The organism is Veillonella sp. (assembly GCF_018381775.1).
Lineage (GTDB): Bacteria > Bacillota > Negativicutes > Veillonellales > Veillonellaceae > Veillonella.
In genome coordinates this window covers 1-14331 of the sequence record NZ_JAGZRH010000003.1, presented here as the reverse complement: position 1 = coordinate 14331, position 14331 = coordinate 1, and the positions used below count along the sequence as shown (strand labels likewise).

At 35.7% G+C, this 14331-nt stretch carries 18 protein-coding genes and 1 riboswitch; of the genes, 17 read left to right on the top strand and 1 reads right to left on the bottom strand.

Annotated elements, in window-relative coordinates; all coding sequences use genetic code 11:
• The first annotated feature begins 74 nt into the window (after window positions 1-74).
• From KH109_RS02440 to dapA, 16 genes are all read left to right on the top strand, one after another.
• The gene (locus KH109_RS02440; RefSeq protein WP_178884980.1) at window positions 75-455 is read left to right on the top strand and encodes an Asp23/Gls24 family envelope stress response protein; all 381 of its coding nucleotides are present in this window, start codon (window positions 75-77) and stop codon (window positions 453-455) included.
• 12 nt (window positions 456-467) lie between these two features.
• Window positions 468-863, top strand: coding sequence for an Asp23/Gls24 family envelope stress response protein (locus KH109_RS02435; RefSeq protein WP_129823021.1), 396 nt, complete (start codon window positions 468-470; stop codon window positions 861-863).
• The gene (nusB, locus tag KH109_RS02430; RefSeq protein ID WP_295215402.1) at window positions 853-1257 is read left to right on the top strand and encodes a transcription antitermination factor NusB; all 405 of its coding nucleotides are present in this window, start codon (window positions 853-855) and stop codon (window positions 1255-1257) included. The genes KH109_RS02435 and nusB overlap by 11 nt, the downstream gene beginning before the upstream one ends.
• Window positions 1257-2210, top strand: coding sequence for a metallohydrolase (locus KH109_RS02425; protein WP_295215399.1), 954 nt, complete (start codon window positions 1257-1259; stop codon window positions 2208-2210). Before nusB ends, KH109_RS02425 begins: the two co-directional genes overlap by 1 nt.
• 2 nt (window positions 2211-2212) lie before the next feature.
• Window positions 2213-3436, top strand: coding sequence for an exodeoxyribonuclease VII large subunit (gene xseA, locus KH109_RS02420; protein WP_295215396.1), 1224 nt, complete (start codon window positions 2213-2215; stop codon window positions 3434-3436).
• Window positions 3411-3617, top strand: a complete 207-nt coding sequence (xseB, locus tag KH109_RS02415) for an exodeoxyribonuclease VII small subunit (protein WP_156719128.1) — start codon at window positions 3411-3413, stop codon at window positions 3615-3617. The genes xseA and xseB overlap by 26 nt, the downstream gene beginning before the upstream one ends.
• Before the next feature lie 9 nt (window positions 3618-3626).
• Window positions 3627-4505, top strand: a complete 879-nt coding sequence (locus KH109_RS02410) for a polyprenyl synthetase family protein (RefSeq protein WP_295215392.1) — start codon at window positions 3627-3629, stop codon at window positions 4503-4505.
• 28 nt (window positions 4506-4533) lie between these two features.
• Window positions 4534-5013, top strand: coding sequence for a divergent PAP2 family protein (locus tag KH109_RS02405; RefSeq protein WP_156719130.1), 480 nt, complete (start codon window positions 4534-4536; stop codon window positions 5011-5013).
• Window positions 5010-5813, top strand: coding sequence for a TlyA family RNA methyltransferase (locus KH109_RS02400; RefSeq protein ID WP_119208725.1), 804 nt, complete (start codon window positions 5010-5012; stop codon window positions 5811-5813). Before KH109_RS02405 ends, KH109_RS02400 begins: the two co-directional genes overlap by 4 nt.
• Before the next feature lie 9 nt (window positions 5814-5822).
• The gene (locus tag KH109_RS02395; protein ID WP_105085621.1) at window positions 5823-6707 is read left to right on the top strand and encodes an NAD(+)/NADH kinase; all 885 of its coding nucleotides are present in this window, start codon (window positions 5823-5825) and stop codon (window positions 6705-6707) included.
• A gap of 27 nt (window positions 6708-6734) precedes the next feature.
• Window positions 6735-7310 carry a class I SAM-dependent methyltransferase gene (locus tag KH109_RS02390; protein WP_060924590.1) on the top strand — a complete coding sequence of 192 codons (576 nt, stop codon included), beginning with the start codon at window positions 6735-6737 and terminating at the stop codon, window positions 7308-7310.
• Between the two features lie 320 nt (window positions 7311-7630).
• On the top strand, window positions 7631-8086 hold the full coding sequence (gene argR, locus KH109_RS02385) for an arginine repressor (RefSeq protein ID WP_024065706.1): 456 nt from the start codon (window positions 7631-7633) through the stop codon (window positions 8084-8086).
• Window positions 8087-8090: 4 nt separating this feature from the next.
• The gene (gene recN, locus KH109_RS02380; RefSeq protein ID WP_295215385.1) at window positions 8091-9755 is read left to right on the top strand and encodes a DNA repair protein RecN; all 1665 of its coding nucleotides are present in this window, start codon (window positions 8091-8093) and stop codon (window positions 9753-9755) included.
• Window positions 9756-9796: 41 nt separating this feature from the next.
• A riboswitch (Lysine riboswitch) is annotated at window positions 9797-9968 on the top strand.
• A gap of 74 nt (window positions 9969-10042) precedes the next feature.
• The gene (dapB, locus tag KH109_RS02375) at window positions 10043-10840 is read left to right on the top strand and encodes a 4-hydroxy-tetrahydrodipicolinate reductase (RefSeq protein WP_105094374.1); all 798 of its coding nucleotides are present in this window, start codon (window positions 10043-10045) and stop codon (window positions 10838-10840) included.
• A 23-nt stretch (window positions 10841-10863) separates the two neighbouring features.
• Complete coding sequence (locus KH109_RS02370; protein WP_257846530.1) at window positions 10864-11895, top strand: aspartate-semialdehyde dehydrogenase; 1032 nt, start codon at window positions 10864-10866, stop codon at window positions 11893-11895.
• 21 nt (window positions 11896-11916) lie between these two features.
• On the top strand, window positions 11917-12804 hold the full coding sequence (gene dapA, locus KH109_RS02365) for a 4-hydroxy-tetrahydrodipicolinate synthase (RefSeq protein WP_295215381.1): 888 nt from the start codon (window positions 11917-11919) through the stop codon (window positions 12802-12804).
• A gap of 126 nt (window positions 12805-12930) precedes the next feature.
• Here the strand turns inward: dapA and lexA are convergent, their stop codons facing one another.
• On the bottom strand, window positions 12931-13602 hold the full coding sequence (lexA, locus tag KH109_RS02360) for a transcriptional repressor LexA (RefSeq protein WP_295215378.1): 672 nt from the start codon (window positions 13600-13602) through the stop codon (window positions 12931-12933).
• Between the two features lie 254 nt (window positions 13603-13856).
• Between lexA and KH109_RS02355 the strand changes: the two genes are divergently transcribed.
• Window positions 13857-14165, top strand: coding sequence for a LysM domain-containing protein (locus KH109_RS02355; protein WP_123137934.1), 309 nt, complete (start codon window positions 13857-13859; stop codon window positions 14163-14165).
• Window positions 14166-14331: the final 166 nt, after the last annotated feature.

Genomic DNA, 14331 nt, shown 5'->3' with positions numbered 1-14331 from the left:
ACATTTGCACTGTAAGCACTTGTCGTCTATGTAATTATATATAGGGACAAGTGCTTTTTTTGAAAGAGGCCAGTATGACCAAGAAAAATACTGAACTAGAGTCGGGTAAAATTAAGATTAGTGAAGATGTATATGCTACGATTGTCACTATGGCAGCACTTGAAACAAAGGGTATACATCATATGAGCTCCACCTTTAATGATGGTGTTAATACCTTCTTTAGACGTAAATCTGATCATGAAGGTGTAAAGATATCATTTAATGATGAAGGAGCAATTTCTGTTACTTTATATGTTTGCATTCAATATGGGTATCGTATCCCTGATGTGGCCTTACGTTTACAAGAACGTATCAAAACAGCTTTAGTTTCTTATACAGAAATTGAGGTACAAACCATTGATGTAGTGGTACAAGACATTATTTTTGATGATTTAGTAACACCATCACAGCCTTAGGAGGGTATCTATATGAGTTCAGACAATCAATTAAACTATGGATTAGATATGGATACCATTGATATTGCAGACTCTGTCATCATCGATGTAGCTACTAAAACGTTAGCTACGATTCCAGGTATTCATTCTTTAAGCCCTCGCTTTTACGATGAATTAGTAGAGGGCATTACACATGCCTTTGGCCAACGTAGTTTACCAGGTATCAATGTTAAACATCGTAAAGGTTTTATTGAAATCAATATTTATATTAAAGCCTTGTATGGATACAATCTTATTGAGTTATCCAAACAATTGCAGTTAGAAATCAAACAAACCTTAAAGAATATGCTTGATCTTGATCATGTTAAGGTTGATGTTCATATTGAAGGTATTGTTAAAGAAAAGGAGCCAACTCCACATGGTAATTAAGCGAAATCGACGTGAAGCACGTCAATACGCATTTCAAATGTTATATGCCAATGAATTTCATGTAGACCAAAGTGATGTTCAATTTCCAGAAGGACATATGCATAAATCTATGGATAAGGCCTATGCGAATAACATTATAAATGGTGTATTATCCACTTCTGAAATTATAGATGCAGCATTACAGCCATTTTGTAAATCACGTAAAGTTGAAAACTTAGACAAGGTTGATCGTGCTATTTTACGTATTGCTCTATGGGAAATGACAAATGAAGATGAACCTTTAGAACCATCTATAGCTATTAATGAAGCTATTCAATTAGCTAAAGATTTTGCTTCTGATTCTTCTTATAAATTAATTAATGCAATTCTAGATGCATATAATAAGAGTAAATAATGAAACGATATTACTTAGGCATTGATACTAGTTGCTACACTACAAGTTGTGCCATTATAGATAGCGACTTTCAAATAGTTGGGGAAGCCCGCAAAATATTAGAGGTCAAACAGGGTGAGCGAGGACTACAACAATCAAATATGGTCTTTCAACATACAAAGGCATTGCCTAAGTTGATATCTGAATTGCCACATCTTCCAATTAGTGGTATTGGTGTTAGCGGATTTCCTAGACGCGAGGAAAATTCCTATATGCCTGCTTTTATGGTTGGGCTAGGATACGGACAGTCTCTTAATCATTTAATGAATGTACCGCTACACGTTTTCGCACACCAAGAAAATCATATTTTAGCTGCCCTTCGAGAACTAAAAACAATTCCTAAAGATCCATTTTTAGCACTTCATTTATCAGGTGGTACTACAGAACTTGTGTATTGTCATTACAAAGATGAAGGCATATTTGATTCTCTTATTATTGGCGGTTCTAAGGATTTACAAGGCGGTCAATATGTAGATCGTATTGGTGTTGCAATGGGGTTGCCATTTCCTGCAGGTAAGCATCTAGAGGCATTAGCATTACAAACTACAGAATATGAACCATTACCATCTTCTGTAAAAGAAGGTTGGATAAGCTTTGCTGGGCCATGTAGTGCGGCTATGCGACGCATTAGTGATTCCATGAATGATATGGAAAAATCTAATCTATCGCGAGCTGTATTCACCTCTATTGGAAATGCACTAGAAAAAATGATTACCTATCATTTAAAAAATAAACCTGTTAAAACATTAATTGCCGTAGGTGGTGTAATGAGCAATAGTATACTTCGTCATCGTATGGAGCATTATTGTATGCGTAATCACATTACATTACACGTGGCACAACCACAATTTTCTGTTGATAATGCCACTGGCAATGCTTTTGGCGCTGCTTTTTTAGAGGAAATTAGAGGATAATCGTGAATGTATTAACCATTACACAATTAAACAATCTTATAAAGCGCACCTTAGACCGTGAATATCTACTTAAGAATCTTTATGTTAGCGGTACTATTATTAACGCTAAGCGTCATAGTAGTGGTCATATGTATTTCTCGTTAAAAGATGAAGAATCCGCTATTGATGTTACCATGTGGTCTAGTACAGTTATGCAAAAAGGACTGGCCAATGCCATTCAAAATGGATTATTAGTCACTGTGAAAGCATCTGTTAATTTTTACAATAAAATGGGCCGTTTAAATCTTATTGCATCGGATATGCAAATAGGGTCTAAAAGTCCATTACAGCTCGAATTTGATGCGTTAAAACGAGAGTTAACGGCGCTAGGATACTTTGATGACAGCCACAAACAAAGTCTTCCGTACATGGCAAGTTGCATAGGCATTGTTACATCTCAATCTGGCGCTGTATTGCATGATATTTTACATGTTAGTGAGAGACGTAACCCCTTAGTGCAATTTAAATTATTCTCTGTTCCTGTCCAAGGCAATACTGCAGGACCTGTTATTGCAAGAGGTATAGCTGCTGCCGATGCTGACCCAGAGGTAGACCTTATCATCGTTGGTCGTGGTGGTGGATCTATGGAGGATTTATGGTGCTTCAATGATAGAGCAGTTGTAGAGGCTATATATACTGCTAATACACCAGTTATCTCAGCAGTAGGTCATGAAACAGATTATACCTTATGTGATTATGTAGCAGATGCTCGTGGAGCAACGCCAAGCCACGCTGCAGAAATGGCTGTACTTCCTATTACTACACTACAAGATCAATTAACAGAAAAAGAAGAATACCTACACGAGTTTATACGTTATACATTACAGCAGAAACGTACAGATTTGACCTTGCTCTTTAATCGTAGATTAGGTATTCCAGCTCTACAATTTTTGCATAAACAGAAAACGCATTTACAAGAGCTTTCACAATCATTAACTAATGCTACAAAAGAACGATGCAATACAGAGAAACATAGTTTAGCATTATTAGCTCAACAATTAGAATCTCTTAATCCATTACAAATGATGGTAAAAGGGTTTGCAAAGGTTGAACATGATGATAAACCTATAACGTCTGTTACTCAATTACATCCAAAGGATGATATACGAGTTACACTTGCTGATGGGTATGTGAATGCTACGGTAAAGGAGGCGCACAAAGATGGCCGCATCACTAAAAAATTATGAAAAGAAATATAAAGCCTTAGAGGATATTGTGAAACAATTAGACGATGGTGATATGACCATCTCTGAACTCTTAACTCAATATAAAAAGGGCTTAACATTAGTAAAAGAATGTGCAGAAATGCTCGATTCGGTTGAAAATGAAATTCAACAAATTATCGAAGAAGTCCGCATCAGCGAATAAGGAGATTCTATGTTCAAAGATTATTTAGGGTCTAGCAAACAACATATTGAACAATGGTTAGGTGAGGTCTTAAGTAGCCCAAATCAAGAATTTAAACCTCTTTATGAATCCATGAGTTATAGCTTAATGCAAGGTGGCAAGCGAATCCGACCAATCTTATCTAAAGCTGTGTTAGAAATGCTTCATAAAGATTCAGCTGATTATAAGGAATTTCTATGCGCCATGGAGTGTATCCATACATATTCCTTAGTACATGATGATTTACCCGCTATGGATAATGATGATTATCGCAGAGGTAATTTAACAAATCATAAAGTTTATGGTGAAGGTATGGCGATTCTAGCTGGTGATGGTTTATTGACTTATGCTTTTCAGCTAATGACTGAGAATAAAACTGCTACGCCTCAGCAAAAAATAGATGCTATTAAATGTGTAGCTACTGCAGCAGGCCCGGAAGGCATGGTCGGTGGTCAAGCCTTCGATATGCTCAGTGAAAATAAGCATATCCCACTAGAAGAGTTAAAGGTTTTACACAGTGGAAAAACGGGTGCATTATTTAATGCATCAGTAGAATTAGGCCTTATTTTAGGCAATGCAGATACGACTACTCGAAAAGCGCTTATGGAATATGCTAATTGTTTAGGATTGTTATTCCAAATTACTGATGATATTCTAGATGTAACTGGAACTATTGAAGAATTAGGAAAGACTCCTGGTAGTGATATTCGACAACATAAATCGACGTATGTATCTTTCCTTGGTTTAGAAGGAGCCAAAGAGCAAGCCCTATTAGTTGGCAAACAAGCTCACGATGCATTAAACTCTGTTTCTTATGATACATCTATATTATCTGCTCTAATTGATTATCTTTTAGAACGAACTAATTAATTGGTATTACCTGAAGAAGGTATAAATAATGATTGATATATTACCACAAATAGCACACAACTACATAGCGCAAGCTGCATTTTGGGGATGGTTTACTGCGCAGGCTATCAAATTTGTATGGCAACTAGTTCGGCATGGTAAATTTCGTCCAGAACGCCTTGTAGGCTCTGGGGGATTTCCCAGTTCTCATACATCCTTTGTAATCGCTACAACTACGGCTATATATCTAAAAAGTGGGGCTTCGGATCTATTTATTCTATCCTTAGTATTTTCTATTGTAGTTATGTATGATGCATCTGGGGTGCGATTAGAAGCTGGGCGTCAAGCTCAAATTCTAAATCAAATTGTAGATTATTTTACAAAGAAAAACATACCTGTTGTCATTACTCGTAAAGAGGCCTTAAAAGAATTATTAGGACATACACCAATAGAGGTATTTGGAGGATTAATCCTCGGTATTCTTGTTGCATGTATTCAATTTTATTATATTTATAATGGTGTTATATGAGCAGTAAAGAACGTTTAGACATACTCCTCGTTAACCGAGGACTTTTTGAAAGTAGAGAAAAGGCAAAAGCGGCCATAATGGCTGGCCAAATCTTCATGGATACTACGCGTATTGATAAAGCAGGTACAAAAATTCCTGTAGATGCTAATATCGTAGTAAAGGGCAATACGTTGCCTTATGTTAGTCGCGGTGGATTAAAGTTAGAAAAAGCTATTCAAACATATCCTATCAACTTACAGGATGCTGTTATGGTTGATATAGGTGCTAGTACAGGTGGTTTTACAGATTGCGCCCTACAAAATGGTGCATCTAAAGTCTTTGCCATTGACGTAGGCTATAATCAATTGGCTTGGAAATTGCGTCAAGATCCGCGTGTGATTAATATGGAAAAGCAAAATATCCGTACTGTTACACCTGAGCAACTTGGTGAACTTGTGGACTTTATTTCTATTGATGTAGCATTTATTTCTTTGGACAAGGTTCTGCCAGTTGCAACTACCTTATTAAAGGATACAGGAGCTCTTGTTGCTTTGATTAAGCCTCAATTTGAGGCGGGCAAAGAGAATGTAGGTAAAGGCGGTATTGTGCGAGATCCTGAAATCCATAAAGAAGTTTTACATCGTATCTTACACGTTGCTCATGATTGTGGATTATATATTCACGGCTTAACATTCTCACCAATTAAAGGCATGGAAGGCAATATTGAGTTTTTAGGTTATTTTAAAAAGTACGAAGAAGGGGCTTTAGCCATTGATGATGCTTTAATTGATACAGTGGTTGCAGAAGCCCATTCATTATAGGAGATTACTATGCGTATCGGATTCTTCCCAAACATGGGGAAAAGCAATATTATGGCAGTTTTAAAAATGGCTGCACATATTTGTAAAGATGAAGGTATCGAAGTATTTTTGCCAGATGATCTCGAATCAGATGCACCTGCACGAGTACTTAAGATTCCTGAAACTCACATTTTAAGTCGTCCAGAAATCTTTAAACAAATTGATATTGCCTTTAGTTTTGGTGGTGATGGTACCATCATCCATTTGGCAAGACAAATTTACCCATATAATGTACCTGTTTGTGGTATTAACCTTGGTGAACTCGGCTTTTTAAACCAAATTGAAGTTCATCAAATGCAAAGTCATATTAAACGTATTGCAAATGGTGATTATAATATAGAAAAACGTGGACATTTATATGCATATATTGACCGAAATAATGGTAATGAAGAAGAATTAGTACCTATAATTAATGAAATCGTTATTACCCGTGCTGAACCAGCAAAAATGGCACGTATTAACATGTCTATCAATAATCAACATACACAAATGTATCCTTCAGATGGCTTGATTATTTCCTCTGCAACTGGGTCTACGGGATATAATCTATCTGCAGGTGGTCCTATTATGAAGCCTGATAATAGATCCATTATTGTTACACCTGTAGCGCCACATCTGATTCAAGGTGTTTCACTTGTATTAGAAGAGCATGATACAATTCAAATCACGATGCCAGAACGTGAACCACAATTACATATCTGTATAGACGGTACATTTGACTATACGTTTACCAATAAAGAAACACTACATATAAGCTCTAATCCTGTATATTGTTTATTCGTACGTTTTAAAGATCAATGTTTCTTCGGTACATTATTTAAAAAACTAGCATCTCGTCGTGACGAGTTGTTGTAATACTAAAATCTCAAGTGGGGTGATTTTGTGATTAACATTAACAATGCTGTTCAGTTTCAACATTTAATCTGGGATCGAGTAATGAAACACGCTAATATAGTAGTAGATGCAACATGTGGTAATGGCCATGATTTACTATATTTGGCAGAACGAGCAAAAAAGGGCTGTCATTTATATGGCATCGATATTCAAATGAAAGCGATTAATAGCAGCCAAGAGTTATTGCAGTCAAATGATATAGCACAAGATGTAAGTCTAACATTTATTCATGACTCCCATGATCGTGCATTAGCTAATCAATTAAAAGATGAAGTTATTGATTTAATGATCTTTAACCTAGGCTATTTACCAGGTGGTGATCATCAAGTTATAACTAAACCGCATCAAACTATTGATGCCATAAATGAAGGCTTAGAAAAATTATCGAAGTCTGGAGTTATCACAATTGTTGCTTACCCTGGAACAACAGAAGGGTTTGAAGAAATGCAGATGCTTAAATCGTATTTATCAGATTTAGAACAAAAATTGTATAATGTATGTCATTGGCATCCAATGAATCAAATCAATAATCCACCTGAGTTATTCATATTGCAAAAACGATAAAACGAAATATATCTTTATTCATTATGAATAAAAGTCATAAGAAATATGTAAAAGCCCCTTTATAGGGGCTTTTATTTATACATGTATAATCTTCTAATTTTAAATTATTAATTTCATATAAATAGATGAAGCCTATAGGATATGTGTTTATACGCTATCAGTATATAGAAAATTAACAATATTTTAAATATTAATATAATATGCATAACTAGTATGAGACATGCAATTTATACCATATATTAATTATGAATATATGGTATAATAATAGCAGAAAGATACTATTCTCTTTTATGTGCAAGGTTTAAAAAAGGGAGTTCAAAATGAAACGCTATCGCTATAACAAAATCAAAGAAATCGTGCAGTCCAAGGCGATTGAAACTCAGGAGGAATTAGCAGCGGCCTTATTAGAAGAAGGTATTGAAGTAACGCAAGCTACAGTTTCTCGTGATATTAAGGAATTGATGTTAATCAAAATTCCTACAGGCGATGGACACTATCGATATGCATTATCTCCAGAAGAAAATGTAGTTCTATCTCGTAGTCGAATCAATCGATTATTCCAAGATTCTCTAATTAAGGTAGATCACAGCTTAAATCAAGTTGTATTACATACAATTCCTGGTTCAGCTCAATCCGTAGCATTTTCCATTGACCATGCAAAATGGTCTGAAATTATTGGTACATTAGCTGGTGATGATACAATTTTGTTAATTGCAAAATCTGAAGCTGAAGTTCCAGCGATTTTAGCTAAAATTCAAGATTTAATGAAGGACTAAATAGATGTTAACGCAAATGAGCATTCGCAACTTTGCGTTGATTGAGCAAATGAATATTTCATTTAATGATGGCATAACTATCTTTACCGGCGAAACTGGGGCAGGGAAATCCATATTAATGGATGCCTTTAGTATCCTTTTGGGAGAACGCGCAAGCAGCGAGTTCATTCGTCACGGTAAAGATAGTTTTGTTATAGATGGAATATTTGATATTGCCAATCACCAAAGTATACAAGAGCTATTAGAATCTAAAAATATTATGGTTGAAGAAGGGGAATTAATTCTCTCCCGTTCATTTAATCGCAATGGTAAATCTACTATCTTAGCTAATGATCAACCTATACCATTAAAAGCATTAAAAGAAATTGGTCAACATTTAGCAGATATTCATGGTCAATATAGCAATCAACGATTGTTAGATGCAGATACTCATCATGAATATTTGGATACGTATAATAAAGAAGGGCAAGTAGCTTATAAGGCCTATTTAGATGCTTATAAAGTATATAAGCAAGCTAAACAAGATGTGGATCACTTACAAGAAAATATGTCTGAACGAGCACGTGAGCTCGATATGCTACGATATCAAATTGATGAAATTGAAGAAGCCGGTCTCACTATGGGTGAAGATGTCTCTATTGCAGAAGAATTAAAACGTCTTGATAGCTTTGAGCATATTGATAAGGTATTAGGTTCTTGTTATGACGCCTTCTATAATGGACGCCAACCATTACTAGACACTATTAACTCTATCAAGGTAGAGGTTAATGATCTTGTAAAGTATGATAGTGAATTAAAGGAAGTATCTGAAATGGTTGACTCTGCTTATTTTCAATTAGAGGAAGCAGCCCAATCATTAGATCGCTACAGAGATACTATCAGCTATGATGAAGAGCGCTATAAGTATTGCCAAGATCGTGACACATTACTTTATGGGTTAAAGAAAAAATATGGTGAAACCATAGAAGAAATTCTAGCATACGAAGAAAAAGCACAAGCCCGTTTAGAAGAACTTGAAAGCCTTGTATTTGCACAAGATGAATTAGAGGATCGTCTTCATAAAGCGCAAAAAGTGGCAGAAGAGGCTTTAACGGTTTTACATGACATTCGTCAAAAAAATGCAACAGCTATAGCTAGTGCATTACATCAAGAATTAGTAGATTTAGGAATGCCAAAAGGTGATATTCAGTTCCATATAGAGGATGGCGAAGGATTATCTCCTTTAGGTGCTAAATCAATTGAACTACTATTTTCTGCCAATAAAGGGGAGCAATTATTACCGCTTCACAAGGTAGCCTCTGGTGGTGAATTAGCTCGTATTGCGCTAGCCTTCAAATCTGTATTCCGTACTGACACTTTCAAAACAATGGTATTTGATGAAATCGATGTTGGTATCAGTGGAGATATAGCGTTAAAAGTAGCTGAAAAGATTCTACATCTATCTAAAACTAATCAAGTATTCTGTATCACTCATTTACCTCAAACTGCGAGTATTGCTAAGCAACATTATCACTTGTCTAAAATAGAGCAAGATGACCGTACAGTTTCAACATTATCTGTACTTAATGAGGATGAACGCGTTACGCAAATCGCTTCCATGATGTCTGGTCGAGGTATGTCCTCAACAGCATTAGCAGCGGCAAAAGAACTAATTGCCCATTTTAATTGACTAAAATCGCATAATTACTTATACTAATAGTATTAAGTGAATATGTTGATAGAGGTGCGAGTATAAATAGTAATCATGAGGAGTAGGCATGCATTGATCCATGATAAAAGGGATGCTTGCCGAAGTTCGGTGATTGCGACTCATCGTTCTGGTTGTCTATTTAATAAATGGACGACTGTCATCAATTTGAATTGGTGGAGTGCTATCATTGAGCTTTTAGTAACAGTTATAAGCTATATAAACTATAAGGCCAGTGGATGCATCCACTGGCTTTTTTGGAGGTATATATGATTCGAGTAATGGTAAATGGCGCTGGCGGTAAAATGGGCCGCGAAGTAGTCAAAGCAGTACATAATGATCCTGAGTTAACATTAGTAGGCGGTATCGATCCTACTAAGGCAGGTCAAGATGTAGGCTCCGTAGCGGGCATCGAACAATTAGGAATTACAATGAATGCCTCCATCGATGAGGTTCTAGATACTAATAAACCTGATGTAATTGTAGATTTTACAAATCCTGCTGTTATTTATGAAAATGCTAAAAAAATGTTATCTGCAGGTATTCATGTAGTTATTGGTACTACAGGTTTAACTGCGGAACAACGTGACGAATTAGATGCTATTGGTCGCCAAAATAATGCAAACTGCCTTGTAGCACCTAATTTCTCTCTTGGTGCAGTTATGATGATGAAGGTTTCTGCAGAATTAGCACCATATTTCCCTAATGTAGAGATTATTGAATTACATCATAACCATAAATACGATGCCCCATCTGGTACATCTATTTTAACAGCTAAATTAATTAACGAAGCTAAACAAGCGGCGAATGCAACGCCTGATGAGGATTTGACTCGTGAAAGTTTACCAGGTGCTCGTGGCGCTAAGGTTGATGACGTAACAATCCACAGCGTTCGTTTACCTGGTTACGTAGCTCACCAAGAAGTACTATTTGGTGGCTATGATGAAACGTTAACAATTCGTCACGATAGTTTAAGCCGACTTTCCTTTATGCCAGGTGTAGTATTAGCATGTAAAAAAATTAGTGCTAAAACTGGTTTAACATACGGCTTAGAGCATTATTTATAATATTAGAGCAAGGAGATATAGTAATGAAAAAACCTAATGTTGCAATTCTTGGTGCTACTGGTGCAGTAGGTGCTGAATTTATTACACTTATTGAAGAGCGTAATTTCCCATATGAAAATTTAAAATTGTTGGCATCTGCTCGTTCTGCAGGTACTGAACTTACAGTGAATGGAAAAACATATGTAGTAGAGGAAGCAAAGCCAGAATCCTTTGAAAATATTGATATCGCATTATTTGCAGGTGGTTCTATTTCTAAAACATTAGCACCAGAAGCTGCTAAACGTGGTGCAATTGTTATCGATAACTCTAGTGCATTCCGTATGGATCCTGAAGTACCTCTAGTTGTACCGGAAGTAAATCCAGAAGATATCTTAAAACATAAAGGTATTATTGCTAACCCAAATTGCTCTACTATTATTATGAGCTTAGGTTTAAAACCACTACATGATATTTCTCCAATTAAACGTATCGTTGTAAGTACATATCAAGCAGTATCAGGTGCTGGTAAAGAGGGTATTGAAGAACTTGAAAACCAGGTAAAACAATATACTGCTGGCGAAGAAATGACTGCAAACTTATTGCCAACAGGATCTGCCCCTAAACATTATCCTATAGCATTTAACTTATTGCCACAAATTGATGTGTTCTTGGACAATGATTACACAAAAGAAGAAATGAAAATGGTCAATGAAACACAAAAAATTCTTCATGACGACACAATTCAAGTAGTACCAACTACTGTACGTGTTCCAGTGTATCGTTCCCACTCTGAATCTGTTTTAGTAGAAACAGCTGAACCAGTTTCTGTAGAAGCTTTCAAAGCAGCATGTGAAAAATTCCCTGGTTTACAAGTAAAAGATAATCCTGCAGAACAAATTTATCCTATGCCATTATATACGTCTAATCAAAACGACTGTGAAATCGGCCGTATTCGTAAAGATTTATATAACGACAAAGGTATGAATTTCTGGATTGTAGGGGACCAAATTCGTAAGGGTGCAGCACTTAATGCGTTGCAAATTGCTGAGTACTTGGTAGAAAAACAAGCATTTTAATCTATCAAGGGGAGGACAGATATGAAAACCTTTGGTCGAGTATTAACGGCTATGATTACATCATTTAATAATGATGGATCCCTTAACATAGAAAATAGTATAGCTATTGCTCATCATTTATTAGATAATGGATCTGATGGACTCGTTGTATGCGGTACAACAGGGGAAAATCCATCCATGTCAAAAGAGGATAAATTAGAATTATTTACAGCTATCGCTAAAGAATGTGGTCATAAAGGATCTATTATTGCTAATGTAGGTTCAAATGACACAAAATCTTCTGTAGACTTTGTAAAAGAAGTATCTAAAATTGATGGAATCGATGGTTTATTAGTTGTAGTACCTTACTACAATAAGCCAAATCAACAAGGTCAATACTTACACTTTAAAGCTATTGCAGAGGCTACTACACTGCCAATCATGGTATATAATGTACCAAGCCGTGTTGGAACAGGCATTTTCCCAACAACACTAGCACAACTACATAGTGAGTATCCACATGTATGCGCCATTAAAGAGGCTAGTGGCAATCTTATGATTGCATCTGAAATCAAACGCTTAATGCCTGAGGACGACTTCATGGTATATAGTGGAGATGATGGTCTTACATTACCAATGCTATCTGTGGGAGCATGCGGTGTTGTATCCGTAGTTTCTCATGTAGCGGGCAAAGATATGAATGCGATGATTCAAGCTTATGAATCTGGTCATAATCACGAAGCACTTCGTATTCACCAAAGCTTAGCGGATATCATAAAAGCTATGTTTATTACTACAAATCCTATTCCTGTTAAATATGCAGTCCGTAAAATAGGTTTACCTGCTGGTGCATTTAATTTACCAATGTGTGATCCAACTGCTGATGAAGCAGCATATATTGATAAAGCATTAGCGGAATATTTACAATAATATATTAATAACTATAAAACCAGTAGCTACATTGTAGTTACTGGTTTTGTTTTATAATTCTTCTATTAGTTACTAACAGTTATAGCCTAAAATAAAAAATCGGCAACCATAAGTTGCCGGTTTTTTCTATATTCTATCTCGTACAAGACCAATGACAAGACCTTCAATATGACAATCATCTACAATGATTGGATCGAAATCATCATTTTCTGGTTGCAAACGAATGTGACCATTTTCTTTATAGAAACGTTTTACTGTAGCTTCATCATCGATACGTGCCACAACAACATCACCATTATTAGCCGTATTTTGATGGCGTACAATGAGCATATCACCTTCATACATACCAATATTCATCATGGATTCGCCTTGAACGCGTAGTAAAAAGCAGTCAGAATCACCAGTTAATTGAACAGGTAATGTAAGAGTAGATTCTAAATTTTCTACCGCTGTAATAGGCATACCTGCTTGTACAGTACCAATAAGAGGAACTTGTTTTAAACCAGCGCCTAAGAACTCAAAATTATCAGAACTTGATGTTTCATTACCATCTACAGAAATAGAAGGTTTTGTATCCTCTAGTACTGTAATAGTGCGATTTTTATTAGGATCCCGTTTAATATAACCAAACTTTTCAAGAGCATTCAAATGAGATTGCACAGTAGAAGTAGAACTAAGGCCTACATGGGTACAGATTTCTCGAACAGTTGGACAACGATATTCATTATGTAAAGAGTCCTTAATAAAATCTAATATACGGAGCTGTTTTGTATTAATATCTGTAGCAGGGCGTCTCACGATGAACCTCCATAGTCAATGTAATGTCAAAATAATATCAATATGTATATGCGTAAAAATTTACTCATTTCGTACTATATAATAAAAACATAAGATAATTACTTATCTTATATACCTATTATAGGCAATTTTAAAAGTTTTTGCAAACATTTGTTCTAAAACACTTGACCGAACATTCGTTCGTGTGCTAATATAAGCATGTAAACAAACAAATGTTCTCAGATATTATGTTCGATGTAAATGTGAGGTATGAGATGAAAAATATATTGATGATGGTAGGAATGTGCTTAACAATCTTATTCGGCTATAATATGACAAATCCTGTAACAGAAGCAAACACACATGCTATCCGTGAAGTAAAAGTACAAGGAGGTGATACGATGTGGGATATTGCAGCTCGCACAGCTCATAAAGATATGGATGTTCGTGAAATGGTATATGCTATGAAGGAACTCAACAAAATTGATGACTCTGGTGCATTAGTTCCTGGTACAGTTTTAAAAGTACCGGTTAAGAAAAATGATAGTCCTGTTAGAGCTTTGGACTATGTGGCTCAAAACTAAATATATTGGTCCTCTAATACAGGAAAAGGAACAATGCGTGGAATGGAAGCACCTATAGTATTAACTAGGATATATCCTATAAATTGGAAAGAATATTCTAAAGTTGATGATACTAATAGTGGTACTTTTATGTATCTTGTAAATAGGATAAGTAAATAAAATTAGG

Excerpts from the sequence above, each read along its gene's own strand:
- KH109_RS02400 (WP_119208725.1), top strand. The coding sequence starts at position 5,010 with ATGAGCAGTAAAGAACGTTTAGACATACTCCTCGTTAACCGAGGACTT.
- argR (WP_024065706.1), top strand. The coding sequence starts at position 7,631 with ATGAAACGCTATCGCTATAACAAAATCAAAGAAATCGTGCAGTCCAAG.
- KH109_RS02425 (WP_295215399.1), top strand. The coding sequence starts at position 1,257 with ATGAAACGATATTACTTAGGCATTGATACTAGTTGCTACACTACAAGT.
- xseB (WP_156719128.1), top strand. The coding sequence starts at position 3,411 with ATGGCCGCATCACTAAAAAATTATGAAAAGAAATATAAAGCCTTAGAG.
- KH109_RS02410 (WP_295215392.1), top strand. The coding sequence starts at position 3,627 with ATGTTCAAAGATTATTTAGGGTCTAGCAAACAACATATTGAACAATGG.
- dapB (WP_105094374.1), top strand. The coding sequence starts at position 10,043 with ATGATTCGAGTAATGGTAAATGGCGCTGGCGGTAAAATGGGCCGCGAA.
- recN (WP_295215385.1), top strand. The coding sequence starts at position 8,091 with ATGTTAACGCAAATGAGCATTCGCAACTTTGCGTTGATTGAGCAAATG.
- dapA (WP_295215381.1), top strand. The coding sequence starts at position 11,917 with ATGAAAACCTTTGGTCGAGTATTAACGGCTATGATTACATCATTTAAT.
- KH109_RS02395 (WP_105085621.1), top strand. The coding sequence starts at position 5,823 with ATGCGTATCGGATTCTTCCCAAACATGGGGAAAAGCAATATTATGGCA.
- KH109_RS02405 (WP_156719130.1), top strand. The coding sequence starts at position 4,534 with ATGATTGATATATTACCACAAATAGCACACAACTACATAGCGCAAGCT.
- KH109_RS02355 (WP_123137934.1), top strand. The coding sequence starts at position 13,857 with ATGAAAAATATATTGATGATGGTAGGAATGTGCTTAACAATCTTATTC.
- KH109_RS02440 (WP_178884980.1), top strand. The coding sequence starts at position 75 with ATGACCAAGAAAAATACTGAACTAGAGTCGGGTAAAATTAAGATTAGT.
- KH109_RS02370 (WP_257846530.1), top strand. The coding sequence starts at position 10,864 with ATGAAAAAACCTAATGTTGCAATTCTTGGTGCTACTGGTGCAGTAGGT.
- nusB (WP_295215402.1), top strand. The coding sequence starts at position 853 with ATGGTAATTAAGCGAAATCGACGTGAAGCACGTCAATACGCATTTCAA.
- KH109_RS02435 (WP_129823021.1), top strand. The coding sequence starts at position 468 with ATGAGTTCAGACAATCAATTAAACTATGGATTAGATATGGATACCATT.